Origin of the sequence: Streptomyces tritici, assembly GCF_048500665.1 — a bacterium.
Taxonomy (GTDB): Bacteria; Actinomycetota; Actinomycetes; order Streptomycetales; family Streptomycetaceae; genus Streptomyces; species Streptomyces tritici.
On sequence record NZ_CP183183.1, the window covers coordinates 6187164 to 6213769 of the forward strand.

Annotated in this window: 26 protein-coding genes; 11 read left to right on the forward strand and 15 right to left on the reverse strand. The window is 72.6% G+C overall.

Annotated features, from left to right (window positions below; all coding sequences use genetic code 11):
- Positions 1-140: 140 nt before the first annotated feature.
- Entirely contained in the window at positions 141-311 is a 171-nt protein-coding gene (locus tag ACNJ93_RS28380) for a putative leader peptide (RefSeq protein WP_418960303.1), read from the reverse strand.
- A gap of 24 nt (positions 312-335) precedes the next feature.
- On the reverse strand, positions 336-1343 hold the full coding sequence (locus ACNJ93_RS28385) for an amino acid ABC transporter permease (protein WP_418960304.1): 1008 nt from the start codon (positions 1341-1343) through the stop codon (positions 336-338).
- A gap of 568 nt (positions 1344-1911) precedes the next feature.
- Between ACNJ93_RS28385 and ACNJ93_RS28390 the strand changes: the two genes are divergently transcribed.
- From ACNJ93_RS28390 to ssuE, 4 genes are all read left to right on the forward strand, one after another.
- Positions 1912-3036, forward strand: a complete 1125-nt coding sequence (locus tag ACNJ93_RS28390; protein ID WP_418960305.1) for an LLM class flavin-dependent oxidoreductase — start codon at positions 1912-1914, stop codon at positions 3034-3036.
- Positions 3036-4001: an ABC transporter substrate-binding protein gene (locus tag ACNJ93_RS28395; protein WP_418960306.1), complete on the forward strand. Its 966-nt coding sequence runs from the start codon at positions 3036-3038 to the stop codon at positions 3999-4001. The genes ACNJ93_RS28390 and ACNJ93_RS28395 overlap by 1 nt, the downstream gene beginning before the upstream one ends.
- 29 nt (positions 4002-4030) lie before the next feature.
- On the forward strand, positions 4031-4795 hold the full coding sequence (locus ACNJ93_RS28400; protein ID WP_418960307.1) for an amino acid ABC transporter ATP-binding protein: 765 nt from the start codon (positions 4031-4033) through the stop codon (positions 4793-4795).
- A gap of 73 nt (positions 4796-4868) precedes the next feature.
- On the forward strand, positions 4869-5447 hold the full coding sequence (ssuE, locus tag ACNJ93_RS28405) for an NADPH-dependent FMN reductase (protein ID WP_418960308.1): 579 nt from the start codon (positions 4869-4871) through the stop codon (positions 5445-5447).
- Here ssuE and ACNJ93_RS28410 read toward each other — a convergent pair.
- The 6 genes from ACNJ93_RS28410 to ACNJ93_RS28435 form a co-directional block, all read right to left on the reverse strand.
- Positions 5426-8155, reverse strand: coding sequence for a fumarate reductase/succinate dehydrogenase flavoprotein subunit (locus ACNJ93_RS28410; RefSeq protein ID WP_418960309.1), 2730 nt, complete (start codon positions 8153-8155; stop codon positions 5426-5428). The two genes, ssuE and ACNJ93_RS28410, sit on opposite strands and share 22 nt — an antisense overlap.
- A gap of 11 nt (positions 8156-8166) precedes the next feature.
- Positions 8167-9003, reverse strand: coding sequence for an ABC transporter ATP-binding protein (locus ACNJ93_RS28415; RefSeq protein WP_418960310.1), 837 nt, complete (start codon positions 9001-9003; stop codon positions 8167-8169).
- Entirely contained in the window at positions 8987-9871 is an 885-nt protein-coding gene (locus tag ACNJ93_RS28420) for an ABC transporter permease (RefSeq protein WP_418960311.1), read from the reverse strand. Before ACNJ93_RS28420 ends, ACNJ93_RS28415 begins: the two co-directional genes overlap by 17 nt.
- A complete protein-coding gene (locus tag ACNJ93_RS28425) occupies positions 9868-11211 on the reverse strand; it encodes an ABC transporter substrate-binding protein (RefSeq protein ID WP_418960312.1) in 1344 nt (447 codons plus the stop codon). Before ACNJ93_RS28425 ends, ACNJ93_RS28420 begins: the two co-directional genes overlap by 4 nt.
- Positions 11212-11226: 15 nt before the next feature.
- Positions 11227-11454 (reverse strand): 4Fe-4S dicluster domain-containing protein, encoded by a 228-nt coding sequence (locus ACNJ93_RS28430; RefSeq protein ID WP_055491243.1) that lies wholly within the window; start codon positions 11452-11454, stop codon positions 11227-11229.
- Positions 11455-11552: 98 nt separating this feature from the next.
- The gene (locus ACNJ93_RS28435; RefSeq protein WP_418960313.1) at positions 11553-12344 is read right to left on the reverse strand and encodes a GntR family transcriptional regulator; all 792 of its coding nucleotides are present in this window, start codon (positions 12342-12344) and stop codon (positions 11553-11555) included.
- 738 nt (positions 12345-13082) lie between these two features.
- Between ACNJ93_RS28435 and ACNJ93_RS28440 the strand changes: the two genes are divergently transcribed.
- The 3 genes from ACNJ93_RS28440 to ACNJ93_RS28450 all read left to right on the forward strand — a co-directional run bounded on the left by ACNJ93_RS28440 (position 13083) and on the right by ACNJ93_RS28450 (position 16433).
- On the forward strand, positions 13083-14051 hold the full coding sequence (locus tag ACNJ93_RS28440) for a glutathione S-transferase C-terminal domain-containing protein (RefSeq protein ID WP_418960314.1): 969 nt from the start codon (positions 13083-13085) through the stop codon (positions 14049-14051).
- 97 nt (positions 14052-14148) lie between these two features.
- On the forward strand, positions 14149-15237 hold the full coding sequence (locus ACNJ93_RS28445; protein ID WP_418960315.1) for an LLM class flavin-dependent oxidoreductase: 1089 nt from the start codon (positions 14149-14151) through the stop codon (positions 15235-15237).
- A 68-nt stretch (positions 15238-15305) separates the two neighbouring features.
- A complete protein-coding gene (locus ACNJ93_RS28450) occupies positions 15306-16433 on the forward strand; it encodes an LLM class flavin-dependent oxidoreductase (protein ID WP_418960316.1) in 1128 nt (375 codons plus the stop codon).
- A gap of 9 nt (positions 16434-16442) precedes the next feature.
- Here ACNJ93_RS28450 and ACNJ93_RS28455 read toward each other — a convergent pair whose 3' ends face one another.
- Positions 16443-16811, reverse strand: coding sequence for a peptidase inhibitor family I36 protein (locus ACNJ93_RS28455; RefSeq protein WP_418960317.1), 369 nt, complete (start codon positions 16809-16811; stop codon positions 16443-16445).
- A gap of 184 nt (positions 16812-16995) precedes the next feature.
- On the opposite strand from ACNJ93_RS28455, the gene ACNJ93_RS28460 reads away from it, so the two are divergent.
- Positions 16996-17904, forward strand: a complete 909-nt coding sequence (locus ACNJ93_RS28460) for an aminoglycoside phosphotransferase family protein (protein ID WP_418960318.1) — start codon at positions 16996-16998, stop codon at positions 17902-17904.
- A gap of 151 nt (positions 17905-18055) precedes the next feature.
- Positions 18056-18364, forward strand: coding sequence for a hypothetical protein (locus ACNJ93_RS28465; RefSeq protein WP_418960319.1), 309 nt, complete (start codon positions 18056-18058; stop codon positions 18362-18364).
- Between the two features lie 32 nt (positions 18365-18396).
- Here ACNJ93_RS28465 and ACNJ93_RS28470 read toward each other — a convergent pair whose 3' ends face one another.
- The 6 genes from ACNJ93_RS28470 to ACNJ93_RS28495 form a co-directional block, all read right to left on the reverse strand.
- Entirely contained in the window at positions 18397-20001 is a 1605-nt protein-coding gene (locus tag ACNJ93_RS28470) for a sodium:solute symporter family transporter (protein WP_418960320.1), read from the reverse strand.
- A gap of 4 nt (positions 20002-20005) precedes the next feature.
- Positions 20006-20356 carry a hypothetical protein gene (locus ACNJ93_RS28475; protein WP_418960321.1) on the reverse strand — a complete coding sequence of 117 codons (351 nt, stop codon included), beginning with the start codon at positions 20354-20356 and terminating at the stop codon, positions 20006-20008.
- Between the two features lie 266 nt (positions 20357-20622).
- Positions 20623-21000, reverse strand: coding sequence for a peptidase inhibitor family I36 protein (locus ACNJ93_RS28480; protein WP_418960322.1), 378 nt, complete (start codon positions 20998-21000; stop codon positions 20623-20625).
- A 120-nt stretch (positions 21001-21120) separates the two neighbouring features.
- Positions 21121-22299: an oxygenase MpaB family protein gene (locus tag ACNJ93_RS28485; RefSeq protein ID WP_418960323.1), complete on the reverse strand. Its 1179-nt coding sequence runs from the start codon at positions 22297-22299 to the stop codon at positions 21121-21123.
- 120 nt (positions 22300-22419) lie between these two features.
- A complete protein-coding gene (locus ACNJ93_RS28490; RefSeq protein ID WP_418960324.1) occupies positions 22420-23475 on the reverse strand; it encodes a polyprenyl synthetase family protein in 1056 nt (351 codons plus the stop codon).
- Positions 23465-23743: a polyprenyl synthetase gene (locus tag ACNJ93_RS28495; RefSeq protein WP_418960325.1), complete on the reverse strand. Its 279-nt coding sequence runs from the start codon at positions 23741-23743 to the stop codon at positions 23465-23467. The genes ACNJ93_RS28490 and ACNJ93_RS28495 overlap by 11 nt, the downstream gene beginning before the upstream one ends.
- Before the next feature lie 103 nt (positions 23744-23846).
- On the opposite strand from ACNJ93_RS28495, the gene ACNJ93_RS28500 reads away from it, so the two are divergent.
- Both ACNJ93_RS28500 and ACNJ93_RS28505 read left to right on the forward strand, forming a co-directional pair.
- Positions 23847-24548, forward strand: a complete 702-nt coding sequence (locus tag ACNJ93_RS28500) for a TetR/AcrR family transcriptional regulator (protein ID WP_418960326.1) — start codon at positions 23847-23849, stop codon at positions 24546-24548.
- The gene (locus ACNJ93_RS28505) at positions 24545-26380 is read left to right on the forward strand and encodes an alpha/beta fold hydrolase (protein WP_418960327.1); all 1836 of its coding nucleotides are present in this window, start codon (positions 24545-24547) and stop codon (positions 26378-26380) included. Before ACNJ93_RS28500 ends, ACNJ93_RS28505 begins: the two co-directional genes overlap by 4 nt.
- The last annotated feature ends 226 nt before the right edge of the window (positions 26381-26606 follow it).

The following is a 26606-nucleotide window of genomic DNA, read 5'->3' on the forward strand; positions in this document are numbered from 1 at the left end:
CGGGGCTCGGAAAAGGCGGCAGCAACGCCGCCGCAGGGAAACCCGAGGAGCCTCGAATTCGGCGGAGGCGAGAGAGCCCAGCGCGGAATTCGACGGTGAAAGAGTGAGGAAAGGGAGCGCGGATGAGTCGGCCGGCCCGGTCAGCGGGTGCGGCGGCCTACGGCACAGATCGCGCTGGCCTGACGTCGCAGATCGACGTGCAGACGCGCGGCGAAGTTCTCTGACTTGCTCACAACCAGGAGCGTTGCAGCGAATTCCGGCCACGTCAACGGCGTTCGTGAATGCGTCCCACATTCCGGGCCATTCGACACGACGGTGAAGCGCCCCGTTCACAATCACCGACCGCGGACGGCCCGGAACAGCGTCGTCAGACGACTCCTGAGCCGCTGTACCGGCGTCGGCGGGAGGGCGCGGGCCGCGCCGCGTGCGTAGTGGCGCTCGACGTAGAACTGCCCGGCGCCCAGCACGGTCGTCACCGCGATGTACCAGAGCGTCGCGACCATCAGCAGCGGGATGACCTGGTACGTCTGGTTGTAGACCAGCTGCACCGAGTACAGCAGGTCGTGCACGGCCAGCACGCTGACGATGCTGGTGCCCTTCAGGGTGCCGATCAGCATGTTCCCGGCGGTGGGCACGATGGACCGCATCGCCTGCGGGATGACGATCCGGCGCAGGGTGCGCCACCTGCCGATGCCGAGGGCCTGGGCGGCCTCCTTCTGGCCGGCGTCCACGGAGAGGATGCCGCCGCGGACGACCTCGGCCGCGTAGGCGGCTTCGTGCAGGGTCAGTCCGATGACGGCGGTCAGCGTGGGACCGAGCAGGTCGACGGTCGTGACGGTGACGAACCGGGGTCCGAAGGGGATGCCGAGGGACAGCGTGGGATACAGCGCGCCGATGTTGAACCACAGCAGCAGCTGGACCAGCAGCGGAGTGGACCGGAAGATCCACACGTAGCCCCGACTCAGCGTCCGCAGCACGGGATTGGCCGACAGCCGCATCACGGCCAGGGGGATGCCGAGCAGGAAGCCGAGCACCATGACCACGCCGGTCAGCCAGAGGGTGAGCAGCAGCCCGTCGAGCACGGCGCTCGTGGTGAAGTACCGGCCGACCACGTCCCACTGGAAGGCGGGATTGCGGACGACGGAGTGGGCCGCCATCGCGAGGACCAGCAGCGCGGCGGCGGCGGTCAGGCGACGGCCGAGGTGCCGGCGCGGCACGATCCGCGGCGATGCGGCGGCGGGGGCATGACCGGGCGTACGGCCGGGGGCAGGGCGCGGGGCCTTGGCGCCTCCCGGGGCCGGCGAAGGGCGCGCGGAATCGGTGAGGCGGGACGACGAAACCATCGAGGGTCTCCAGAGGGAGGCGCGGGCACGGGTACGGACAGGGGGCCCGGGAATTCGGCGTCATCACACGAGTCGCGTCCCTCAACGCGACCGGTTCTCCGTCGATCGTAGGGGGCTGCCGCGCACAGGTGTCAACCATGCGCGGAAATTGCGCAACGCCCGGAATTCGGCGCGAGGTTGACGGGAATCGAAAAGTCATGCTCAATTGACCGCATGAATGCCGAGCAGCGTCTGGTCACCCGTGACCACATCGACTTCGGTCGGGTGTGGTCCGCGGCGTGTTGCGCCTGAAAGCGGCAGCCGGCCGTCCGATCGGCCTTTCCCTCCCTCGGTCACCCCGTCGCGGGCCGATTCCTCCTCCGTAAGCAGAGCCGCTTCCGTAACCGGAGCCTCCTGCGTAACGGGAGCCTCCCACGTAACGGAGCCTCCTCCGGAACCGGACACGCGCTGCCGCCGCGCCCTCGCCCAGCCCCGCACCTCCGCAGCCCGCCCACGCCCTGCCCGAGGCGTTCTCCCGCCCCGGCGTCATCACACCTGCGCCCCTCCAGGACTTGAGGAAAGGCCCACCATGCCCGTGGAGTTCCTCGGCATCGCCGCCACCAACGACGGCTCCGAAACCACCGCACGCTCCGGCCCCGCCTTCGACAAGGACTACACGCTCCGCCTCGCCCGCGCCCACGAGGACCACGGCTGGGACCGGGTGCTGTTCGCCTACGGCTCCGGCTCGCCGGACCCGGCGCCGGCCGCCGCGTACGTCGCGAGCCGGCTGGACCGACTGCAGCTCCTCCTCGCCCACCGGCCCAACGTCTCCTATCCCACCTTCGCCGCGAAGACGTTCGCGACCCTCGACCGGATCAGCGAGGGCCGGCTGACGGTGCACTTCATCACCGGCGGCAACGACCACGAGCAGGGCCGCGAGGGCGACACCCTCACCAAGGACGAGCGCTACGCCCGCACCCGCGAGTACATCCGGATCGTCAAGAAGATCTGGACCACCCGGGAGCCCTTCGACCACGAGGGCGAGCACTACCGCTTCCACGACTTCGTCAGCGACGTCTTCCCGGTCCAACAGCCGCGCCCGAACGTGTCGTTCGGCGGTTCGTCGCCCGCCGCGTACGCCGCCAGCGGTGCCGAGGCCGACATCTACTGCCTCTGGGGCGAGCCGCTGGCCCGGACCGCCGAGCAGATCGAGCACGTGAAGGCCGCGGCCGAGGCCGCCGGCCGCACCGATGTGCCCCGGATCCAGGTGGCCTTCCGCCCGATCATCGCCCCCACCGAGGAACTGGCCTGGGAGAAGGCGCACCGCACGGTCGGCGCGATCCGCGACCGCCGCGCGTCCGGACTCGTACGCCATCACCGCGGCGACGCGCCCGAGAACACAGGATCGCAGCGGCTGATCGCCATCGCCGAGGCGGGGGAGCGGTACGACCGGGCCCTGTGGACGCCCACCGCGGCCGCCACCGGCGGCGCCGGCAACTCCAACGCCCTCGTCGGCACCCCCGAGACGGTCGCCCAAGCCCTCCTCGACTACTACGACCTCGGCGTCGACATCCTCTCCGCCCGGGGCTACGACCTGCTGGACGACGCCATCGACTTCGGCCGGTACGTGATCCCCCTCGTCCGCGAGGAGGTCGCCAAGCGCGACGCGGAGCGGGCGGCACGCGGGACGCACACCCTCGCGGCGGTGAACTGATGGCGACCGGCACCCGTACGCGACTCGTGGCCGCGCTCGCGCTGCTGCCCGCCCTGACGCTGACCGCCTGCGGCACCGGCGGCACCGGCGGCTCCGGCGACGCCCCCGGCGCGGCAGCGGCGGGCGCGTCCCCCGCCCCGACCGGCGACCCGGTCGCCGGCGTGCGCACGGTGGAATCCGTCGCCGCGCTGCTGCCCGCCGACGTACGCCGGAAGGGCACCCTGCGGGTGGGGAGCTCGGTCGGGTTCCCGCCCGGCGCCTACTACCCCGACGGCCCGGACCGGCCGCCCGCCGGCCAGGACATCGACCTCGCCGACGCCGTCGCCAAGGTCCTCGGCCTCGAACTGGAGCGGCAGGACGCCTCGTTCGAGACGATCCTGCCCGCCCTCGGCAGCGGCAAGTACGACGTCGGCACCGGGAACTTCGGCGTGACCACCGAACGCCTGAAGACCATCGACTTCGTCACGTACATCAACGACGGCCAGGGCTTCGCGGTCCGGAAGGGCAGCACCGCACTCACCACCAAGGTCACCGACCTCACCCAACTCTGCGGCCAGACCATCGGGACCGGAGCCGGCACCACGTTCGAGGCGACCCTGGTCGCACGGAAGGGCGTGTGCGCCAGGGCCGGCAAGAAGCCGTACGAGGTGAAGGTCTACTCGGAGAACGCGGCGACCCTCACCGCGCTGCAGCAGGGCCGGATCGACGTGGTCATGTCCACCATCAACGGGCTCCGCCACCAGGCCGCGCAGCCCGCCGCGCGGACCGCGTTCCTCGGCGAGTACCACCGCCTCGACGTCGGCTTCGCCTTCAATAAGGGCTCCCCGCTGACCCGGGCCTTCCAGGCCGCCGTCAACGAGCTGATCAGGAACGGGACGTACGCCCGGATCCTCGACAAGTGGGGCACGTCCGCCTCGGCGATCGACGCCTCGCGCATCAACCCGCCCGAGCAGAACCGCCCGTGAGCGGAGAACAACCCTCTGGGAGTGACCCGATGAACGAGGTGATGGTGGACGTCCACGGCGTCCACAAGAGCTTCGGGCCGCTGCACGTGCTGCGCGGCGTGGACCTGACCGTCCGCACCGGCGAGGTCGCCGTGATCCTCGGTCCGTCCGGCTCGGGGAAGTCCACGCTGCTGCGCACACTCAACCACCTGGAGAAGGTCGACAGCGGCTGGATCGGCATCGACGGCGAGCTCATCGGCTACCGCCGCTCCGGCGACAAGCTGTACGAGCGGAGGGAGAAGGACGTCCTGAGACAGCGCACCCGGATCGGGTTCGTGTTCCAGAACTTCAACCTCTTCCCGCACCTCACGGTGCTGGACAACCTCGTCGAGGCACCGGTCTCCGCGCTTCGCCGTCGGCGCAGGGAGACGGAGGAGACGGCCCGCCGGCTCCTCGACCGGGTCGGCCTCGCCGACAAGGCCGACGCCTACCCGCGGCAGCTCTCCGGGGGCCAGCAGCAGCGCGTGGCCATCGCCCGCGCGCTCGCCCTCGAACCGAAGGTGCTGCTCTTCGACGAGCCCACCTCGGCGCTCGACCCGGAACTCGTCGGCGAGGTCCTCGACGTCATCAAGGACCTGGCCCGCACCGGAACCACCATGATCGTCGTGACCCACGAGATCGGCTTCGCCCGCGAGGTCGCCGACACCGTGGTGTTCATGGACGGCGGTGTCGTCGTCGAACAGGGGCCGCCCGCGGCCGTCCTGGACGCTCCCCGGCACGCACGCACCCGCGCCTTCCTCTCCAAGGTCCTCTGACCCGGTGCGGAAGCCCCCACCCTCCGTCCCTCGCCCCCGCACGCCCCTCCCGCCCGCTCCCGAAAGGTCCGCCATGGCCACCGTCCTGTCCGTCTCCGGCAGCCCCTCCGCCACCTCCCGCACCGCCCGCCTGCTGCGCCACCTGGACAGGCGGCTGACGGCACAGGGGCACGAGGTGATCCCGCTGGACGTCCGTACCGTGCCCGCCGAGGCGCTGCTCGGCGCCGACTTCCGGCACCCGGCGATCGTGGCGGCCGCCGAGTGGTTCGAGCGCGCCGACGGTGTCGTGATCGGCACCCCCGTCTACAAGGCCGCCTACTCCGGGCTGCTCAAGGCGTTGCTGGACCTGCTGCCCCAGTACGCCCTGACCGGCAAGACCGTCCTCCCCCTGGCGACCGGCGGCACCACCGCCCACGTCCTCGCCATCGACTACGCGCTGCGCCCGGTGCTCAGCTCCATGGGCGCGGCGCACATCGTCCCGGGGTGGTTCACGCTGGACAAGGACATCACCGTGGGCGCCGACGGCACGCTGACCGTCGCGCCGGGCTCGGCGGAGGCCCTGGCGCAGGTCGTCGACCAGTTCTCCCACGCCCTGGCAAGCCGTACGGCCCTGCCCGCGGCCGCCCGTGCTCACAGCGCCCGCGTGGCGTAGGCCCTCACGTCCGCGTCCGAGTCCGCCGTCGCCCTGGTCAGCGCCTCCCGCACGTCCTCGCCGGCGCGGTGCCGGGTCAGGGCCAGGACGGCGGCCTTGCGGACGTCCGCGTTGGGGTCGGCGAGGGCCCGCGCGAGGGCCGGGACGGCCACGGCCGGGTCCGCCGCGGACAAGGCGGTCGCGGCGCCGGCCCGCACCTGCCAGGCGGAGTCGGTCAGGGCCGCTGCGGCGCGCCCGGCCAGCGGAGCGGGGCAGCCGGTCGCGCCCAGGGCCTCGTACGCGGCCCCGCGCACCAGGGCGTCGGGGTCGGCGATCAGATGGGCGAGGGCCGCCCGGAGCACCTCCGGGTCGGTCCCCGGGCCCGTACCGGCCAGGCCCTTGGCGATGGCGACACGGACCTCGCGGGACGGCTCGGTGCGTGCCGCGCGGGCGAGCTCCTCGGCGGCGTCGACCGACACCAGCGCCCGTACCGCTGCGATGCGCACCGCGATGTCGGCGTCCGTGAGGGAGGCCGCGAACAGGTCCGCGTCACCGGCGCGCAGGCCGCGCAGGAGGTCCAGGGCGACCGCCCGGGCGACCGGGTCGGCCTCGGAGAGCGCGGCGACGAGGCGGTCCCGCAGGACCGGGTCGGGAGTCAGGGTCTCGGCGAGTTCGCGCAGCGAGGCGGCCGCCGCCGCGCGGACGCTCGCGTCGTCGTCCGCCAGCGTCGCGGCGAGGGCCGGTCCGGTGCCGGGCGGTGCCGTCTCCGTCAGGACGGCGACGGCGGTCCGGCGGACGGCCGGCTCAGGGTCGTTCAAGTAGGGCGTGAGCACGGCGAGTTCGGGTTCCTCCTCGGTGAGGGCGAGGAGTTCGAGGAGGCGCGGCGAGGCCGGCGCCTCCGCCTCGGCCACGGGCGGCGGCACGGTCGCGGACTCCAGCAGCGGCGCCACCTCGCGCGAGCCGGCCGTTGCCACGTCCTCCGGGTGGACCTCGCCGAGGTGCCGGGAGGGTCCCCCGGTCGGGGCGAAGCCGTCGACCGGGACCAGGTACGGGGCGACGGGGCGCGCCGTGAACTCCATCGCACCGGAAGGAGACTTGCGCAGATCGAGGTGATGGAACCAGGACGCGTCGTCACGACCGGGGTGGTCGAGCCGCTCGTGGTAGAGGCCCCAGCGGGACTCCGTGCGGGCCAGAGACGCCCGCGCCGCCATCTCCGCGCAGTCGCGGATGAACGAGACCTCCGCGCAGCGCATCAGCTCGTGAGGCGTGCGCGCGCCCATCGCCGCGACGTCCGCGCGCATCCGCTCGAACGCCTCCAGGGCGAGCGACAGCCGGGCGCCGGACTTGGGCGGGGCCACGTAGTCGTTCACGAAGCGGCGCAGCTTGTACTCGACCTGCGGCTGGGGCGGTCCGTCGGGGTTGCGCAGCGGGCGGTAGATCAGCTCGTGCGCCTCGCGCAGCTGGGCGGAGGGGAGTTCGCCCTCGTACGGCGTGTACTGGGCGGCGTCCGCGCCCGCCAGGTCGCCGAACACGAACGCGCCGATCATGTAGTTGTGCGGGACGCAGGCGAGGTCGCCCGCCGCGTACAGGCGGGGGACGGTCGTGCGGGCGTGCGCGTCCACGCGTACCCCGGAGGCCGAATGGCCGCCGCACAGGCCGATCTCGGAGATGTGCATCTCGACGTCGTGGGTGCGGTAGTCGTGGCCGCGCCCCGCGTGGAAGGTGCCGCGGGTGGGCCGCTCGGTCGAGTGCAGAATCGACTCCAGGGCCGTGAGCGACTCCTCCGGCAGATGGCTCAGCTTCAGGTACACCGGGCCGCGGTCCGAGGCCACCTCCGCCGCGAACTCCGCCATCATCTGCCCCGACCAGTAGTCGGAGTCGACGAAGCGCTCGCCGTGCCGGTTGACCTGGTAGCCGCCGAAGGGATTGGCGACGTAGGCGCAGGCCGGGCCGTTGTAGTCCTTGATCAGCGGGTTGATCTGGAAGCACTCGATGCCCGTCAGCTCGGCGCCCGCGTGGTACGCCATCGCGTAGCCGTCACCCGCGTTGGTCGGGTTCTCGTACGTGCCGTACAGGTAGCCGGAGGCGGGCAGACCGAGCCGCCCGGCCGCCCCGGTCGCGAGGATCACCGCGCCCGCGCGGACGACCACGAACGCGCCCGTACGGGTGTGGAAGCCGGCCGCTCCGACGGCCCGGCCGCCGGCCGTCAGCACGCGCACCGGCATCACGCGGTTCTCGATCCTGATCCTTTCCCGCATCTCACGCCGCCGCAGCTGCCGGTACAGGACCTTCTTGACGTCCTTGCCCTCCGGCATGGGCAGCACGTACGAGCCAGAGCGGTGCACCTGCCGCACCGCGTACGCGCCGTGCTCGTCCTTCTCGAACTTCACCCCGTACGACTCCAGCCGGCGCACCATGTCGAAGCCGCGGACGGCGGTCTGGCGGACGGTGCTCTGGTCGACGATGCCGTCGTTCGCCCGGGTGATCTCGGCGACGTAGTCGTCCGGTTCGGCACGGCCGGGGATCACCGCGTTGTTCACGCCGTCCATGCCCATGGCGAGCGCGCCGGAGTGGCGTACGTGGGCCTTCTCCAGCAGCAGGACGTCCGCGCCGTGCTCGGCGGCGGTCAGCGCGGCCATGGTGCCGGCCGTGCCCCCGCCGATGACGAGGACGTCGCAGGTCAGCTCCTCGGCGTCGGTGAGCGCCGGGATCTCCAGAGGGGTGTCCACGAGGGTGCCTTTCAGGAAGCGAGGGACGTGAGGATGTCGCGGCGCAGCGCGGCCCGCGCCGGGTCGTCGTGGGCGGCGCGCTCGCGCGGGCGCGGGACGTCCCGTACGGCGCCGAGCCGGCCCGCGCCGAGCAGGGCCACGCGGTCGCCGAGGAACAGGGCCTCGTCCACGTCGTGGGTGACGAAGACGACGGTCGCGCCCGTGCCGTGCAGCACCTCCACCAGCAGGTCCTGCATGCCGGCCCGCGTCTGGGCGTCGAGGCCGCCGAAGGGCTCGTCCATGAGCACGGCCCGCGGGCGTCCCGCGAGGGCGCGGGCCAACTGGGCGCGCTGGCGCTGCCCGCCGGAGACGCGGTGCGGCAACTGGCCCGCCCGCTCGGCGAGTCCGACCCGCCGCAGCCAGGCGTCCGCCTCCTCCCGCCGCCGTGCGCGGGGCAATCCATGGATCGCGAGGGGCAGTTCGACGTTGGCGCGCAGGCTGCGCCACGGCAGCAGGGCGTCCTCCTGGAAGACCAGCGCCCGGTCCGCGCCCGGGCCGGTCACCGGCCGCCCGTCCTGCTCCACCGCCCCCTCCAGCGGCGGCAGCAGCCCGGCCAGGGTGCGCAGCAGGGTCGACTTGCCGCAGCCGGAGGGACCGACGACGGTCAGGATCTCGCCGGCGGCGACGTCCAGGTCGACACCCGTCACGGCCGGGGCGTCGGGCCGGCCGAGCGCGACGCCGCGCAGGGTGAGGCGGGTGCCGCGCGGGGCCTCGCGGACGGTGGGCGGCTCGCCCTCGGGCCCGGTTTCCGGCACGGACTTCGGTACGGCGTTCGGGCCGGCCGGCTCGGTCTCATACGAGGTGCGCATCACGAGCCTCCTCGGCCTCGGAGGGTGCGGTGGCGGATGGGGCGCGCAGGTCCTTGGTGGGCCGGGGCGGCCGGGCGCCGGGGACGTACGAGGTGCGCGGCAGCCAGCGGGTGAGGCGGCGGCCGGTCAGTTCGACGGCGGTGGAGGTGAGCCAGCCGAGCAGGCCGATGGTGACCATGCCGACGAAGACGCCCGGGTAGTCGACGATCGTGTAGTCCTGCCAGGTGCGGTAACCGACGCCGTACTGGCCGGAGATCATCTCCGCGGAGATCACGCAGATCCAGGACACGCCGATCCCGACGGACAGGCCGCCCAGGATGCCGGGCAGCGCGCCCGGCAGGACGACGGACCGCAGGATCCGCCACCGGCCGCCGCCCATGGTCCGCACCGCCTCCTCCCACACGGGCGTCAGCGCGCGCACCGCGTGCCGGGTGGCGACCAGCGCGGGGAAGAAGGCGGCGGTGAAGGTGATGAAGACGATGCCCTGCTCGTTGGACGGGAAGAGGAGGATGGCGACGGGCACCAGGGCGATGGCCGGGACGGGCCGCACGACCTCCAGGACCGGGCCGAGCAGGTCCTCGGCGAGCCGCGAGCGCGCCACGAGCACGCCGGTGGCCACGCCGAGGACGGCGGCGAGCAGGAAGCCGGTCACGATCCGGGTCAGGCTGCTGGTGAGGTCGGTCCAGTAGTCGGGGCCGGAGAGCCGGCCGGCGAAGGCCCGGGCGACGTCGGTCACCGTCGGGAACTGCGAGAAGCGCAGCCACACGTTCACGTCGAGGGTGGTCAGCAGCTGCCACAGGCCGAGGGCGGCGGCGATCGAGCCCGCCCGCAGGGCGAGCCGCCCCGCGCGCCGGGGGTACCGGCTCACGACGCCCGACCCAGGGCGTCCGCGTACGTGATGACCCGGGCACCGGGGTGACCGGCCACGTACGCCCGCGCGGTGGCCGGGGCGACGAAGGGCAGCAGGCGCTCGCCGTCCGCCACCCAGACGGCCTTGTCGGCGAACCAGAGGGTGCCGGTGGTCGCGTCGGGGACGTAGGCCGCGCGGACGCCGTCCCGGTTCCGGGACACGTGGGCCAGGAGCTGGGCGGGGGAGGCGAAACTCAGGGTCTTCGCGGCGCCCTTGGGCCACACCTCGCTCGCGGCGGCGGGCGGTCCGGCGGCGAGCCGCCGGGCGTAGCCGGTGCCGAGGGCCTTCTTCACGTACCGGTCGTCGACGAAGGCGTCCACGTCGACGTCGCCCGTCAGCTTCGCCGCCTTGAGGATCGCCACGTCCTGCTTCAGGGCGGAGACGAGCTGCGGCTTGATCGCCGGGTCGAAGGTGGCGATGCCGTGCGCGCCGTTGTAGAGGTAGACGACCTCGGCGGGCAGGCCGGTGGCCTTCGCGACCTGCTCGGCGGCGTCCACGGGGTGGACGGCGAGGTGGTCGGTCGCCTGCGCCTGGGCCTTCAGGAACGCCTCCAGCACGGCGGGGCGCCGCTCGGCGAAGTCGGCGCGGGCCGTGACGCCGTGGAACGTGGGCAGGTTCAGCTGCGCTCCGTCGTACAGCGCCTTCGCCTTGCCCTGGTGGGCGAGCAGCCCCGGCCAGGCGACGAACTGCGACAGCGCGTCCGCGCTGCCCGCCGCGAGCGCCGAAGCGCCCACCGCGGGCTGCTGGTTCAGCTTCTCGACACCGGTGTTCGGGTCGATGCCCGCCCGCTGCAGGGCCCGTACGAGGGTGCCGTCGGCGGCTGAACCGACGCTGGTGGAGACCTTCTTGCCCTTCAGGTCCTCCAGGGAGGCGAGCGGGGAGTCCGGCGCGACGACGACGGTGTTCAGGCCGCCCTTGAGGTTGTAGCCCGTGACCGAGACCAGGTGCGTGGGCCTGCCCAGCTGCTTCCCGCGGGCCGCGTTGATGAGCAGCGGGAAGTCGCCCATCGAACCGATGTCGATCTTCCCGGCGGTCATCTGGGCCGTGATGGGGGCGCCGGTGGCGTAGTCCTGCCACTCGACCCGGTACGTCGTACCGTCGTCCAGGGCCTTCAGCTGCTTCTCGAAGAAGCCGAGGGAGCGCAGGAGGGTACCGGCGGTGACCGTGTTGATGGTCTTCGACTGGTACCCCACGGTGACGGTGACCGTGGAGCCGCCGGCACCGCCGGGGGCGCCCCCGCAGGCGGACAGGGGGAGCAGCAGAGCGGACGTGACGAGTGCGACTGCCGTGCGTCTCATGGGAGTTCGGGCCTTTCAACGGAGCAGGTAGGGCATGTTGACGGTGACGGCCCCGGTGGGGCAGCGGGCCGCGCACGGGCCGCAGTACCAGCACTCGTCGACGTGCATGTACGCCTTGCCGCTGCTGACGTCGATGGCGAGGGAGTCCAGCGGGCACATGTCCACGCAGAGGGTGCAGCCGTCGATGCACTTCGACTCGTCGATGGTCACGGGCACGTCGGCCCGCTGGGGCGCCAAGGGCATGGCTGTCTCCAGGGAAGGGGTCGAGCTTTTCGGGATGTCGGACGGATCGGGGACGTCGGGCGGATCGGGGACGTCGGCCAGGTTGGGGGGAGAGGAGGTCAGACCGAGCGGTGCAGATGACCGCTCATCGTGATGCGGTCGCCGCGGAAGCGGATGAACTCGAGGTCGACGGGCCGGCCGTCCGCGAGATGAGTGAGGCGTTCCAGCATCAGGAGAGCCGCGCCCTGCGGGGCCTCCAGCACGGCGGCGGAGTGGGCGTCCGCGTCGACCGCCTCCAGGGTGATCTCGGCGTGACCGAGCGGCAGGCCGGTGGCCGCCTCCAGCAGCCGGAAGACGTCGGTGTGCTCCAGGTCCGCGGTGAGGAGGGCGGTGCCGATGTCCAGGGGGACGTAGGTGAGGTCGAGGGAGAGGGGGAGGCCGTTCAGGCGGCGGAGGCGTTCGATGTAGAGGACGTCGGCGCCGGCGGGCAGCCGGAGGCGGTCGGCGACGGGGGCGGGGGCCGGTACGGGGCCCATGGTGCGGACCTCGTTGGTGACCCGGCCGTGTTCGCGGAGGGTTTCCGCGAGGCCCATCAGACGGTCGAGTCCGTGGGGATACTTCTGGGCCACGACCAGCGTTCCGACGCCGGGTTGGCGCTCCACGAGCCCCTCCGCCCGCAGCAGGTCGAGGGCCTGGCGGACGGTGTTGCGGGTCGCGCGGTAGTCGGTGGCCAGAGTCGACTCGTGGGGGAGCGCGCCGTGGGGGAAGGCGCCGGTGAGGAGCTGGCGGCGGAGCAGGTCGGCGAGCTGCCTGGCCCGGTCGGCGCGCAGCCTGCGCCGGACGCGCTGGGCGGCGACGGTGGTCGCGGCGCCGTGGCCGGCGTGCTCTCGGATGCGGTCGGTGGGCGGCATGGCTCGAACCATAGCTATCCGATAGGGATAGCGGTGTTGCTGGATTGTTGCGCCACCTGACGCCCTGCCGGATGGGCCTCTGACCTGCGCATTCGCCCGCTGGGTGAAGGCATCCGCCAGGTCCGGCCGGTCCCGGGAGGTGCCGGTTTTCACCATGTGAGATGGCGGGGTGCGGGGCGTGCGGGCCCTCTTGACGGGGTGTGGGGGCTGCCGGAGACTCGCGTACATATTCCTAGCGGATGGATAGGGAAGGATGATGGAGGGCTGTCGGGAGAGGTCTTCGGCGGTACGGGAAGGCTGCGGGGGCTCGTGGGACTCGTGGAGCGTGTGGGGCTTGCGGGGCTCGCAGGGCTCGTGGGGTCCGGGCGGCCGTGAGCGTCTGGCGCGTCGCGAGCGTTCGGCATACGGGGGCGGCCGCGGGGAGGGTTCCGAGTCTCCGGAAGGACGTACGCGGCTGGAAGGCCCCCAGCGTCTGGAGCCGTCCGCCGACCGCGCCGCGCGGGCGGGCCGTCCTTCCCTGCTCCTGACCTCCCGCCGCCACATCGACCTGCTGCGCGTCTGCAGCGCGGCACCCCTCTCCCGCTGACGGCGGTGCCGGCCGGCGCCCACGCCGTCTTCGCCGCGCGCCGAGGCTGCCCTGCCCGCTGAGCGCGCCGCACATCCTCGACCACAAGCCGGACCGCACCCGCACCCGAACCGGACCCGAACTCGGACCCGGACCCAGCCCCAGGGAGACGCATGTCCGCCACGCCCACGCCCCCCGCCCCCGTCCCCCCTCACTGTTCGACACCGGCCTTCCGGGGCAGGATCGGCGGTGACGCGAACAGCGGCTACTACGCCGTGCCGCGCCGCTACCGCCTCCACCTCGCGCTGTCCTGCCCGCGCGGGCTGCGCATCGCCATCACGCACAGCCTGCTCGGCCTGGACGAAGCCGTACCGGTGACGCTCGTACCGGCCACGCCCGACCGCCCCGACGGCGGACACACCGCGCTGCGCCGCCTGTACGAGGCAAGCGCGCACCGCCACCCAGGACCCGCCGCGGCTCCGGTGCTCAGCGACGACTGGACGGGCCGGATCGTCAGCACGCACACCCCCGACATCCTGCGCGACCTCGCCCGCCACTTCGGCGACGACCGGCCCGGCGGACCCGTCCTGTACCCGCAGGGCAGGGAGGCGGAGGTGGAGGCGGTCGCGCACCTCTGCGCCCACCGCATCGACGAAGCCGCACAGCACGCCGGACGGGCCGACGCGGACACCGACACCGCGTCGCGCCGCGCCGCCCTCGCCACCCTGTTCCGGACCCTGGGCTCACTGGAAGGGCGGCTCGCCTTCCAGGAGTTCGTCCTCGGCGACGAACTGACGGCGGCGGACGTGCAGTTGTGGGTGACCCTCGTCCAGCTCGACACCGTGCACCGCCTGCACCTGGACGCCGCCGCCGTCCACCGCATCGCCGGCCACCCGCACCTCTGGGCGTACGCCCGGCGGCTCGCCGCCCATCCCGCCTTCGGCGCGCACCTCGACGTGGAGAGCATCACACGCCGTCACCACGCCCACTGCGAGGGGCTGGAGGCCGCGGGGGCGGCGGTGCAGATCCTGGACTGGGCCGTGCACGTCGCGGACGGGGCGAAGCGGGCCGCCCAGGAGACCTCGGCCGGTTTCATGGAACCGCAATACGCCCTCCACCTCCGCCCGTCCGGCCCCGCCTAGCCTGCGAAGGTATGACGTCCACGAAGTCGGAGCACGTACAGCAGCGGACGCGCGACGCCTGCCGCGCCCACCGGCCGGGGGCCCGGCGGGCGGCGCCGTGAAGTTCCTGGCCATCACCCTGATCGTGCACGCCCCGGCCCCCGTGACCGGCGTGCTCAAGCCCACCCACGAACGCTTCCGCGAGGTGATCGACAACGCGCGCCTGGCGGAGGAGCTCGGATTCGACGGCTTCGGCGTCGGCGAGCGCCACGAGCGTCCCTTCATCTCCTCCTCGCCGCCGGTCGTGCTCAGCCACATCGCCGCGCTCACGACCCGGATCCGCCTGTTCACCGCTGTCGCCACGCTCAGCCTGCTCGACCCGGTACGCGCCTATGAGGACTACGCCACGCTGGACCACCTGTCCGGCGGCCGTCTCGACCTGATCATCGGCAAGGGCAACGGGGCGGCGCAGCGCGAGCTGTTCGACGTCACCCCCGAGGACCAGTGGGACCGCAACGCCGAGAGCTACGAACTGTTCCGCCGGATCTGGCGGGAGGGCAGGGTGAGCGCGTCCCCGCGGTTCCGTCCCCGGCTGGAGGAGGCGGAGGTGTGGCCGAGGCCCTACCAGCAGCCGGTCCGGGTCTGGCACGGGAGCGCGACCAGCCGCGCGTCGGTCGATCTCGCCGCCCGGTACGGAGATCCGCTGTTCTCCGCGAACGTCACCCACCCGATCGAGCCGTACGCCGAGCTGATCCGCCACTACCGGGAGCGCTGGGAGCACTACGGCCACGACCCGGCACGGGCCGTCGTCGGCGCCGGGACGGCCGGCGCGTACGTCGCCCGTACCTCGCAGGAGGCGCTCGCCGCGTACCGTCCGGTGTACGAGAGTCAGCGTGCCCTGCAGCAACAGCTGGGCGCCGAACCGGTGTTCACCGGCCTGGAGGACTTCGTCGAGCGCAGTTCGGCGCTCGTCGGCAGCCCGCAGCAGGTGATCGACAAGGTGCACCGCTATCACGAGCGGTTCGGCCACAGCGTGCTCCACCTGCCCGCCGACGCGGGCGGTCTGCCGCAGGCCCGGCACCGGGCGTCGCTCGAACTCTTCCAGTCCGACGTCGCCCCCGCGCTCCGCGCCGCCCTCCCGGACCCAGCGTTCGACTGGACTCCGGCCGCCGCGACGTCGGCGCCCGAAGCCCCTGCCCATACGTGACCGCTGGCCTCTGACCTCTGACGTCTGACCACTGCCCACCGCCCGCTGACCGTTGGGAGCACCCGATCATGGCCGGCATCCCCCTCGGGGTACTCGATCTCGTCCCGATACCGTCCGGTTCCACCGCCGCCGAGGCCCTGCGCCACACCCTCGAACTCGCCCGTGCCGCCGAGCAGTTCGGGTATGCGCGCTACTGGTTCGCCGAGCACCACCTCAACCCGGGTGTCGCCGGGACCTCTCCCGCCGTCGTGCTGGCGCTCACCGCCTCCGCGACCTCGACGATCAGGATCGGCTCCGGGGCGGTACAGCTCGGTCACCGCACCGCCCTGTCCACGGTGGAGGAGTTCGGGCTCATCGACGCGCTCCACCCCGGACGCCTCGACCTGGGCCTCGGCCGCTCGGGCGGCAGCCCCCGGGGCGGACCGCCCGAACTCCGGCCGACGACCGTACCCGTCGTCGACGGGCGCGCCCCGAACGGACTGCGGATCCCGCCCCGCTTCTCCCCGGACCACCTGCTCGGCTCGCCGCGCTTCCGGCTCCAGCAGCAGTTGCTGCAGCAGCCCGGCGCCCGGCCGCAGGACTACGGCGAGCAGGTCGACGACATCCTCGCCCTCCTGCGCGGCGACTACCGCTCGGCGGACGGCGTCGAAGCCCACGCCGTACCGGGCGAGGGCGCCGACGTACAGGTCTGGATCCTCGGCAGCAGCGGCGGCCGGAGCGCCGAGGCGGCCGGCTGCAACGGCCTGCCCTTCGTCGCCAACTACCACGTCAGCCCCGCCACCGTCCTGGAGGCGGCGGACGGCTACCGCGCCGCGTTCCGGCCCTCCGACCGCCTCGACAAGCCCTACGTCGCCGTCTCCGCCGACGTCGTCGTCGCCGAGGACGACGCGACCGCGCGCGAACTCGCCACGGGCTACGCCTTGTGGGTCCGCAGCATCCGCACCGGCGAGGGCGCGATCCCCTTCCCCACCCCGGACGAGGCCCGCGCCCACGCCTGGACGGACGCGGACCGGGCCCTGGTGGCCGACCGCGTCGACACCCGGTTCGTCGGCTCGCCCGGCCGTGTGGCCGACGACCTGGAACGACTCCAGGAAGCCACCGGCGCCGACGAGCTGATCATCACGACCATCACCCACGACCCCGCCGCCCGAGTCCACTCCTACCGCCTCCTGGCCGAGGAATGGCACCGCCGATGACCCGTGAGGTCAGCACGGCCCCTTCCTGAGCGAGCTGATGAAGCTGTGCAGCTCGCCCAGGCTGTCCGCGGTGTTCGCCTCCCAGGAACCGTAGAGCTGCTCCTTGCTGTAGTTGTAGTCGCCGTACGTGCACCAGACGCTGTCGGTGTGGTTGGCGTACGACGCGGCCAGGTCGTCGAAGTTCTGCAGCGCGAGGTTGGGGCTGCCCAGGCGGAACGACGCGATCGCGCCGTTGCCGTCGTACTCGCTGAAGAGACAGAAGTGCCCGCGGGGACAGCGGTCGTACCCCGCGGGCGCCGCGACGGCGGAACCGGTCGTGAAGACCAGGGTGGCGGCGAGCGCGGGCGCGGAGAGGAGCTTCAGGACGTTGCGTGACACGGGACCTCCCGAGAGAGCGGCGTTCACGGAGTCATATGCCCCCGGCCCACCCCACCCGAGCTCACCCACACGGCCCCACCGGAGTCCTTCCCCACCCCGCTGCACGCCCCCGCGCACGCGCCGGTGATCTTCGGGGCGAGTGCTCCTAGGATGCGGGCAGGCGGAAGCGATCAGGGGCGGTGACATGGTGCGCGACCTTGCCCACGTGGGGCGGGAGGCCCGGGACCGGCTCGTGGTGCGGTTCGGGGCGTCGGTGCTCGCCTGGTGCGCGAGGCTGCCGGCGCTCGTGGCCGACCTCGCCGACCGCTGGGACCTGGCCGTCGTGGAGGCGGGCGGGGGTGGCACCTCGCGGGTCTTCCGCTGCGCCAAGCGCGACACCGGTGCCTCGGTGTGGCTGAAGCTCACCCCCGACCCCACGATCGCCCGCGAGGAAGCGGAAGCCCTGAGGGTCTGGGAGGCGACGCCGTCGATGGTGACGCTCCTGGCGGAGGACCTGACCGTCGGCGCCCTCTTGCTGGAGCATGTGGAGCCAGGAGTGCAGGTGGCGCAACGTGCCTGGGATCTGGCCGAGGTCGGAGCCCTGCTCAGGGACCTGCGGGCCTCACCGATGCCCGCGCCGGGCGAGCGTTCGGTCCTTCGGCCGCTCTCCCACCGCGTGGACTTCGTGTTCGACCTGGCCGACCGCAGACTGGCTGCCGCGCACGGGAAGGACCCGGCCGCCGCGGCCGTGCTTCGGCAGGCTCGGGCGGCCGCTCTGGAACTCGCCGCCGACGGGCCCGTGGGCCTCGTCCATGGTGACCTCCACCCGGCCAACGTGCTGTCCGGTCCGGGCGGGCGCCTGGTGGCGATCGATCCACGGCCCGCGTGGGGTGACCCCGACTTCGACGCCGTCGACTGGGTGCTTGAGGGGGCTGCGGACATCGGCGTTCTGGAGGACAGGATCGAGGAGTTGGCGGAACTGGTCCCCGGCCAGGACCCTCACCGTGTGCGGGGCTGGTGCCGCGCCCTGTCCGCGCTCGTCGCGGTCCCCAGGATCCGCGCGGGACGGGACGACGCGGAGACCCGGTTCCTCATGGCTCTGGCCGAAGGCTGATCGTCGGCATCTCGCGACGCCCGGGAATCGCGTGGCGCGTGTTCTTCTACATGATCGGCGCGTACCTGTTCCTCTACGTGGTGGGAATGCTGAGCGCGCAGGCGACGCAGGAATAGCCTTTCCGGGTCCGGCAACGGGAGGACGAATCGCGATGAACAGCGAGGTGTGCGGGACGACCCGGCACGTCGCGCTCGGCGACGCATCCGAAAAGGCGGGCGTCCGGCAGAAGGTAACCTGGAGCCGGGTCCTCCGTGGGGGCGGCGTCGGTCTGGTGATCATGCTGACGCCGGCCCTGCTGCTCGGGTTCTTCCTCTCCTGGAAGATCGGCGTCGCCATCGTCGCGCTGACGGCGACGGCGGCCACGGCCGCCTCGCTCGTGTTCTCCTTCCGGGGCCACAGACCGGCCTGCTCGGCCAAGAAGGGCCTCGTCCTCGCCTCGAGATGGTGGGCGCAGGTCTGACCTGCGCCCGTCCCCGGGGGCCGTCGGCGCGTTCAGGACCCCGGCCGCTTCCCCGCCCCGGTCCTGCCGAGCTGCCCGAGGCCGTGAAGCCTCCCGCCGCTGCCGAGCCACCCGAGGAGGAACGCGGCCGGGATCGAGACCAGGCCCGGGGTGTGCAGCGGGTACCAGTCGAAGCTCATGTCCGGGAAGAGCGCGTACACGGTTCCGGAGACGGTCGGGGAGAAGACCGTGAGCGCGGTGCACAGGACCAGCCCGCCGTACACGGACCACAGCAGCCCGCGGCGGTCGAAGCCGGGCCAGTAGAACGAGTAGACCAGCGCGGGGAAGACGCACGTCGCCGCGACGCTCAACGAGAACGTGACCAGGAACTCCACGGGATGCTCGTGCACGGCGGCGGACAACGGCAGGCCGCCGACGCACAGGCCGACGACGGTCAGCCGCAGTGCGCCCGCATCGCCCCGTTCGACGAGCGGGCGCCGGGTCCGGGCGAGGAGGTCGTGGACGACGGAGACCGCGGCGGCGAAGGTCACACTGGCCACGGCGGTCAGCACGGCGAGGAAGGCGACGCACGCCACGACCGTGATGAGCACCACCCGTTCCGTCGAGCCTTGGCCGAGTACGCGCGAGGCGAGCAGGATCGGCGCGGACTGTCCGTTGGCGTCCACCGCCGCGAGCTGCTCGCTGCCGACGACGGCCGCGGCGGCGAAACCGGTGGCGATGACGAGCAGGAGGAACCCGCCCGTCAGCCCGGCGGCGATGCCCGTGGACCGGCGCGCCGACGGCCCGCTCCGGGACGCCGCGACGCGGAGGATCAGGTGGGGCAGCATCGCCGTGCCGAGGAGCAGGACGAGGTAGTCGCTGGTGGTGTTCAGCGCGCCCAGACCTTCCGTGTGCGGCCAGAGCCCGGGGCTCAAGTACCCGTCCGGCGCCATGCTCTGGTCGACCGCGGCCGCGAGCAGATCGCCGGGGTCCCAGGAGAACTTCCCCAGGGCCAGCAGCGTGATCACCACGAGCGTCACGAGCGTGACGGGCACCTTGACGATCTGGATGAAGGTCGTGCCGCGCAGATCCGCCACGGCGGCGAAGCAGGCGACGAGGCATCCCATCAGGACCGTGCAGATCACCTGGGCCTCGGGGCTCGACAGACCGATCAGCATCGCCGCGCTGATGCCGGCGGCCCGCAGCTGCACGATGAGCAGCGGAATCGTGATGGCGAGGGTGACCACGGCTCCCGCGACACGGGGCTTCGGGCCGGAGGCACGCAGGGAGTACAGGCCGCCCAGCGTGAACTGGCCGCTGTCCCTCAGCCGTTGGGCCAGGAGGAGCAGGATGCCGAGGGCGATGAGGGTGCCGATGACACTGGCGAACGCGTCGTAGCCGAACAGGGCGACAGCTCCTGAGGCGGTCAAGAGGGCGAGAAGCGTGACGTGTTCGCCGGCCAGCGCGAAGCCGTTGAGGACCGGGGAGAGGGACCGGTCCGCGGTGTAGAGCTGCTCGGGGCTGTCGTCGTGGGGCGCGAGCGTGAGGGCCCAGAGCAGGCACACGCCGATGAAGAGCAGGAACGTCGTGATCACGGGGCCCCGGGCCGCCGATCCGACGGGATCGAGCGAGGCCGCGCTCAGGAGGAACGAGGTCATCGGCTCACCACCCGGTCCCGTGCGAGGTTTCCGCCCCAGGGGAGGGAGACCGCCTGCGGCGGTGCCCGGCGCGGTCGTCCGGCCGTGCCGACCTGTGCTCGTACCACCAGACGCCGGCGAGGAAGCCCGCTATGTGAATCAGACCCCAGACCAGGCCGAGCGTGAGGCGTCCGTACACGGTGACCCCGGCGAGCGCGGGGGTGCAGGACATCACGAGGGTGATGAGGGCGAGCACCGTGTTCGCGGCCAGGAAGGTCCGTCGGATGCGAGCGGCAGCGGCAGCGGCGTCGGCGGCCTCGTCGCCGTGGGCGGCGGGTCGGCGGTCGGGCGGAGCCGAGGTCGGGGGCGAGAACACGGAAACCTCCGGGCAGGCGGAGCGGGCAGCGGGATGCGGCGCTGAACCGAGTGGGTTCGCGAATGCCGGAACGCCCCCCTGATTCCTGCCGGATGGGCGGTGATACGGGGAGATGGACGCGAGTGACTGTCGAATCGAACTCGAATCGGTTCGAGTCTAGCGTCGAGGGTTGGGCTGCCGTCAATCGCCCCCGCTGGTGGACGGGGGCGACCTCAGGTTTGGCGTACTGGAATCGATTTCAGTTCGGCTTTGTTGCGGCGGTACGGTCAGCAGCCCCGACACCAGGAGACGGAGCCGACCCGCCACGGGAACCGGGGCGACTCGCCCAGGGGGAGGTCCATGGTGCGGCCGGCGTCCGTGCACGTCCCTTCGCGGAACACGTAGTAGGCCCGGCCGGAGTTGTTGATGACCGATCCCGGCGACTTCTCCGTGAAGTCGACACAGCCGTTCGGCTCCTCGTTCGGCTCCGCCGGGCCGCCCCACTGGAAGCCCTGGAAGTCGGGGAGCTCCCACAAGCAGATATGACCCTGCGGGCAGTCCGCCCTCGCTGCCGGGGACTGCCCGGGGGCAGAGTGGGCGGCGGCTGCGACCGGCAGGGTGGCCACCGTCATGATCAGTGCGGTCAGGAGAGTGCGGACGCGCATGGGAGCTCCAGAGGTCGAACCGGGTGTCCTCCGAGAGCTACCCGCGCGACCGCCTGAAGTGCCCGCTTTCACCCGAACGGGACCGCTCGGCCGTCGTCGGCCTCGTCAGGGCCCTCGGCGTCACGTAGTCACGGTGGCGGCCGGCGGGACCCAGCGGCGGGTGCGGGGGACCGTGTCGGAGACGCCGAAGTCCTTCTTCAGGTGCTCGGGGATGGCGTAGTGCATGACGCGTCCGCGGGTCAGGGAGGACAGTTCGAGGACCGTCGTGAGGTGGCCGAGACGGTCGAGGGCCCAGGCGCCGAGGGGCGAGCGGTCCTCGATGGTCTCCAGCACGCCCAGCAGATGGGGTACGGCCTTGACGACGGTGTCCCACGCGGTCCGGGGGACCTCCAGCCAGTCGGCGCACGTGTCGCCGACGAGGTGCCGTACGAGGGCGGAGACGATCGGGTCGAAGAACGTGCCGGGGACGATCTCCTCGTAGAGGTCCAGGAGTTGCCGCGTCAGGTGGGCGCCCTCCGCCGAGGGGCCCATGTGCCGGATCATGTACAGGTCCAGGAACTGCCGGGCTTCCTGAAGCGTCTTGGGCACGGCTTCCTGGTCCACGCCGAGCATGGCGCCGACCACGCGCCAGGCGTAGTAGTACGCGTCCGCGCCCTCCTCGGACATGTGGATGCCGAGGCGGTGCAGGCTGTCGAGGACGAGCAGCGAGAAGAACATCTGCCCGCCGATCATGTCCTCCTGGCAGATCGGCGTGCCCGACGATGCGACGTCCCACCGGTTCTCGCGCGCCAGGTGGTGCCGGATGGAGGCGTGCAGCAGGCGCACCTTCTGCGCGGCGGGGATGAAGCGGCTGCCGGCCTCGAACGCGTCGGGCTGCATGAGGTGGACGGTGAACTGCCCCGTCTCTGCCATGCGCTTGGAGGGGTACTTCAGCGAGTGCGTCGCCGACAGCAGCTTCGCCACGTGCGGCACGAGGTAGCAGGCGGGCATGGAGGCGAACGACAGCGCGGTCGAGATGTGCACGTTGTTGTCGATGAAGAAGAGGCGGGCCTTCTCCATCTCTCCCCAGTCCACCCAGGCCGGCGGCGCCGCGGTCGCCTCCAGGTACGCGCGGGCGACGTCCGGCAGCCCGTCGGGGAGCGGGGCGCCGGCCGTGGACACGTAGCGCATGAGGGTGTTGAACGTGCCGACTTCCCCGCGCTCGAAGAGGGTGGCGACGGTCGCGTCGGCGAGTTCGTCGCCGACCTGCCGCAAACTGTCGAGCGACGCGTCGGTGTACGTCGTCCCGGTAGAGGTCATCAGTGGCTCCCTTGAGTCCGTGGCGATCCGTGGCGGTCCGTGACGGTGGCGGTGGTCCATGGCGTCCATGGCGTCATGGACGCCATGACGGTCCTGTGAGTCAGCGCCGCTCCTGCCGGGTCAGTACCGGCGGTGCGTGGCCGAGTGCGCCAGGGCCTGCAGAGCCGTGGCGGCGGGTTCGGGCAGGGGCATGTCGCCCAGCGCGGCGAGCGCCTCGTCGACGCGCTGGGCGATCATGGCCTCGACGCGGTCCGGTGCCTTCAGCCGCCGCATCAGCTCGCGTGCCTCATGGAGCAGCCGCCCGTCCGGGTCGGGGCGGCCCAGTACGGCGCGCAGCCGCTCCCGTTCCGCGTCGTCGGCCCGTTTCCACGTCTCGGCGAGCAGGGCGGTGGGCCGGTGACCGCGCAGGTCGTCGCTGCCGTCCTTGCCGGTGACGTGCGGATCGCCGAACAGGCCGAGCAGATCGTCCCGCAACTGGAACGCCTCCCCCAGAGGCAGCCCGTACGCGCTGTAGCCCGCGCGCAGCGACGCGCCGGCCCCGGCCAGGACGCCGCCGATCAACAAGGGTTGCTCGACGGTGTACTTGGCCGTCTTGTAGCGGATCACCTTCAGCGAGGCCGTCGTGTCCGGAGCGCCGGCGGTGTGCAGGATCTCCAGGCACTCGCCCGCGATCAGTTCCCTGGCCAGCGCGCCCCACAACGGACGCGCCCGACCGAGGTACGCGGCGGGCAGGCCGCAGGTGGCGAACAACTGTCCCGCCAGCGACATCAGCAGGTCCCCGACCAGCATCGCCAGCGACCGCGCCGCGCGGCCCGCCCGCTCGCCGCGCCGCACCGCGGAGCGCAGGGCGACGTGCGGGGTCGGCCGTCCGTGCCGCAGAGGGCTGTCGTCGATCAGATCGTCGTGGACGACCGCCGCGGCGTGGACGAGTTCCATGGAGGCCGCGGCCCGCACCATGGCGTCGCTGTCCGGCTGCCCGGTCGCCCGCCAGCCCCAGTAACAGAACGCCGCCCGCAGCCGCTTGCCCTCCGCCACGACCGACTCCAGCTGTGCGGCGACCGGTTCCAGAGCGGGATCGACGGCCGTCAGTTGCTCGGCCTCCGTGCCCACGAACTCCCGCAGTACGTCGTCGACCCGCGCCTTGAACGCCGCCGCGTCCCACCGCTCAGGCGTCATCGCCCGCCCGTCGGGCGAGAACGTGCTGGGCCAGCACCTCCAGATGGGCCGGCGGCACGGCCGCGTACCGGTCCAGCGCCAGGCGGCCACGGGCCATCAGGTCCTGCTCCGCGTCCGCCGCGAGCTGCGCGGCGTCGGAACGGCGCAGCAGTCCGCGGACCGTCCCCAGGGCCGACCCGAGCGTGCTCACCGCCAGGTCGGCGAGCCCCGCGACCAGCAACACGGCCTGTTCGTCCACCCCTTGGCGACGTTCGGCACCCTGCGTCACGACTTCCCCCTCGTAGCACCTCACGGGCGACGACGACTCCGTCGCACCGTGATCGACAGCCTCGCGATCTCGCTGCCGGGGGAGGGGAGGAACTCACCAACGGGTGAGCCTTTCGCAAGGACGTGCGGGCCACGCCGCCCGCCCCGTGCTGCGCCAGATGGCGGTACCCGGCGCGGCTTGCAAAATATATAGACCGGTCTATTATTTCGTCATGACGGAGACCAAGGGGGCTCGCACCAGCGCGCGGCTGGCGGAGTCGATGCTGGAACTGATCCAGCGCAACGGGTACAGCGGTACGGGACTCAACGCGGTGGTGGAGCACGCGGGCGCGCCCAAGGGGTCGCTCTACTTCCACTTCCCCGAGGGGAAAGAGGCGCTCGGGGAGAAGGCCGTCCAGCTCGCGGCCGCGCGCTTCGGCGCCCTGGTCGCCGACTCGGCGCATGTCTCGGCTTCACCAGCTGTGGTGCTGGGCGGAGTGATCGACGAGCTGGCCGGGATGCTCGAGAGCAGCGACTTCCGACTCGGCTGCCCCGTCTCCGTGGTGACGCTGGAGATGGGTGCGCAGAGCGAACGGCTGCGCGACGCGTGCGCCGACGCCTTCGCATCGTGGATCGCGCCGGTGAGCGAACTGCTCATGCGGCGCGGGCACGCCGGCCCCGCCGCCCGCGCCCTCGCGACCGCCGTGGTCAGCATGGTGGAGGGAGCGGTGATCGTCTCACGCGCCCAGCGGTCCGTCGAGCCGCTGCACTGCGCCGCCCAGGCGATGGCCGTCCTGCTGGGGCAGGGCCCGGAGACCTCGGCATGAGCGGGGCGGACGACCGGCACGCCCTGGTGCTGGGCGCGAGCGGTTTCATCGGACGCCACCTGGTGCTCGCGCTCGGCCGGGCCGGCGTTCGGGTGAGCACGGCCAACCGCGGCCGTGAGTCGTACGAGCGGCTGGCTCGGTGGCTGGCCGGCCGTGGGCACGACCGGATCCCGGCCGACCTGCGGGTCGATTTCACCGACCCGTCCCTCATCGACGGCGCGTGCGACGACATCACCGAGGTCTACAACTGCGCCGGCGCCTACCGGTTCGGGATGTCGGTGGACGAGGCCCGTCGCGCCAACGTGGACACCGTCCGCGCGGTCGTCGCGTTCGCGGCGCGCCTGCCGAACCTGCGCCGCCTCGTCCAGGTCTCCGGGTACCGGGTGGGCGGCCAGGCCCCCGGGCCGTGGAGCGACGCGTACCGACGCCGAACGTACCGGGCGCTGGGCGCCTACGAGGCGTCCAAGGTCGAGGCGGACGTCGTCTTCCGTTCCATGGCAACGGAGTTGGGCGTCCCCTGGACCGTCGTCAACCCGCCCAGCGTCATCGGCGACAGCGTGACCGGGGAGTCCGACCAGTACCTCGGACTGGCGTCGAACGTGAAAGACCTCTGGCAGGAGTCACTCCCCGCGCTACCGGGCAACGCGCGCACGTTCGTTCCCGTGGTCGCGGCCGACTACCTCGCCCGATTCATGACCCTGCTGCCCATGGACGCGGCCACCGAGGGGGCCGCGTACTGGCCGCTGGACGACGACACGCCCGCGCTGCCCGACCTGCTCACGCTCATCGCGCAGCACTACGGCGTCAAGGCCCCCCGGGCGCGGGTTCCGGTGCCCCTGCTGAAGCGGCTTCCCCGCCGGCTCACCAAGGCCGACCCGGAGACCCTGACGTTCCTGTCGACCGACCGCTACCCGACGGACTCGGCCCACGCTCTCGCGGCCCGACACCGGCTGCCCATGCCGGACACCGCCACGACGATCCGCCGTTGGGCCGACCACCTGGCAGCCCACCGCTTCGGCGACGCCCCCGCAGGTGACAGGCGGTTCACCAGACCGGCCGGGATCCGGACGTTCGAACTGGGCGAGGCGGGCGCACCGACGGTGATCCTGCCCGGCCTGCCGCTCAACGCCGACACCTGGGCGCCGGTCGTGGCAGCGCTCGGGCACGCCCGCGCGGTGGATCCGCCCGGCCTGGGCATGAGCGCCGGCCGCCGGGAGGACTGGCCGTCGTGGCTGACCGCCCTGGTGACGGAGACCGGTGCCCGTCACCTGGTCGGCCATTCCCTCGGCGCCGCGGCCGCCGTCGAGGCCGCGGCGGCCCACCCGGACGCCATCGACCGACTCACCCTGGTCGCACCCTTCTTCCTGCAGGCCCCTCCGCCCCGCACCGCCACCTGGACGCCCCTGACCCGCCGGTACCTCCGCCGGACGACTCCTGTGGCGCTGGCCGAGCGGCTGACCGGCACCACGGACCATGCGACCGCGCTTCATTCGGCTGTCGCGGATCTTCGCCGCGGCGCTGTCGCGGCCGCCACGGCCCGCCTCCTGGCAGACACGGCGAACGCGCAGGGGCGCGCAGACCTCCGGGCCAAGCTCCAGCGCTACCCGGGCCACGTCCACATCGTCGCGGGCTCCCACGATCCGCTCACCGCCGAGGCCCAGTCGCTCCTGGACACCCTCCCGCACGTCACCGTGACGGCACTCGCCGACGCGGGCCACCATCCCCAGCTCACCCACCCGGAGGCCGTCGCGCGCGCCATCGCCGAGCAGGCCACTTCCCCGGCCCCGGAGGCAGCGCCGGACGTCAGGGCGGTACGCGGACGACCGTGGTGACGGGAGGCTGATGACCCGGAACTGCCCTCTGTGATCAGAGGGCGGTTCTGCGTCACACGTACGCGAACCGGCTCGTCCTCGCGCGTACCGGCTCGTCCTCGCCCTCCGCGCGCGCCCGCTGTTCGGGTGTGTTCCTGTACGGCTCGGCTGCCGTGCCCGGTTCCCGTCCGCAAGCGAGCCTACGGTCCTGTCACCGGCGCGAAGGCGCCGGGCTTCCCGACAGGAG

Coding starts and splice junctions, on each gene's coding strand:
- ACNJ93_RS28385 (WP_418960304.1), bottom strand. CDS start 1,343: ATGGTTTCGTCGTCCCGCCTCACCGATTCCGCGCGCCCTTCGCCGGCC.
- ACNJ93_RS28390 (WP_418960305.1), top strand. CDS start 1,912: ATGCCCGTGGAGTTCCTCGGCATCGCCGCCACCAACGACGGCTCCGAA.
- ACNJ93_RS28395 (WP_418960306.1), top strand. CDS start 3,036: ATGGCGACCGGCACCCGTACGCGACTCGTGGCCGCGCTCGCGCTGCTG.
- ACNJ93_RS28400 (WP_418960307.1), top strand. CDS start 4,031: ATGAACGAGGTGATGGTGGACGTCCACGGCGTCCACAAGAGCTTCGGG.
- ssuE (WP_418960308.1), top strand. CDS start 4,869: ATGGCCACCGTCCTGTCCGTCTCCGGCAGCCCCTCCGCCACCTCCCGC.
- ACNJ93_RS28415 (WP_418960310.1), bottom strand. CDS start 9,003: ATGCGCACCTCGTATGAGACCGAGCCGGCCGGCCCGAACGCCGTACCG.
- ACNJ93_RS28425 (WP_418960312.1), bottom strand. CDS start 11,211: ATGAGACGCACGGCAGTCGCACTCGTCACGTCCGCTCTGCTGCTCCCC.
- ACNJ93_RS28430 (WP_055491243.1), bottom strand. CDS start 11,454: ATGCCCTTGGCGCCCCAGCGGGCCGACGTGCCCGTGACCATCGACGAG.
- ACNJ93_RS28435 (WP_418960313.1), bottom strand. CDS start 12,344: ATGCCGCCCACCGACCGCATCCGAGAGCACGCCGGCCACGGCGCCGCG.
- ACNJ93_RS28440 (WP_418960314.1), top strand. CDS start 13,083: ATGTCCGCCACGCCCACGCCCCCCGCCCCCGTCCCCCCTCACTGTTCG.
- ACNJ93_RS28450 (WP_418960316.1), top strand. CDS start 15,306: ATGGCCGGCATCCCCCTCGGGGTACTCGATCTCGTCCCGATACCGTCC.
- ACNJ93_RS28460 (WP_418960318.1), top strand. CDS start 16,996: ATGGTGCGCGACCTTGCCCACGTGGGGCGGGAGGCCCGGGACCGGCTC.
- ACNJ93_RS28465 (WP_418960319.1), top strand. CDS start 18,056: ATGAACAGCGAGGTGTGCGGGACGACCCGGCACGTCGCGCTCGGCGAC.
- ACNJ93_RS28470 (WP_418960320.1), bottom strand. CDS start 20,001: ATGACCTCGTTCCTCCTGAGCGCGGCCTCGCTCGATCCCGTCGGATCG.
- ACNJ93_RS28480 (WP_418960322.1), bottom strand. CDS start 21,000: ATGCGCGTCCGCACTCTCCTGACCGCACTGATCATGACGGTGGCCACC.
- ACNJ93_RS28485 (WP_418960323.1), bottom strand. CDS start 22,299: ATGACCTCTACCGGGACGACGTACACCGACGCGTCGCTCGACAGTTTG.
- ACNJ93_RS28490 (WP_418960324.1), bottom strand. CDS start 23,475: ATGACGCCTGAGCGGTGGGACGCGGCGGCGTTCAAGGCGCGGGTCGAC.
- ACNJ93_RS28505 (WP_418960327.1), top strand. CDS start 24,545: ATGAGCGGGGCGGACGACCGGCACGCCCTGGTGCTGGGCGCGAGCGGT.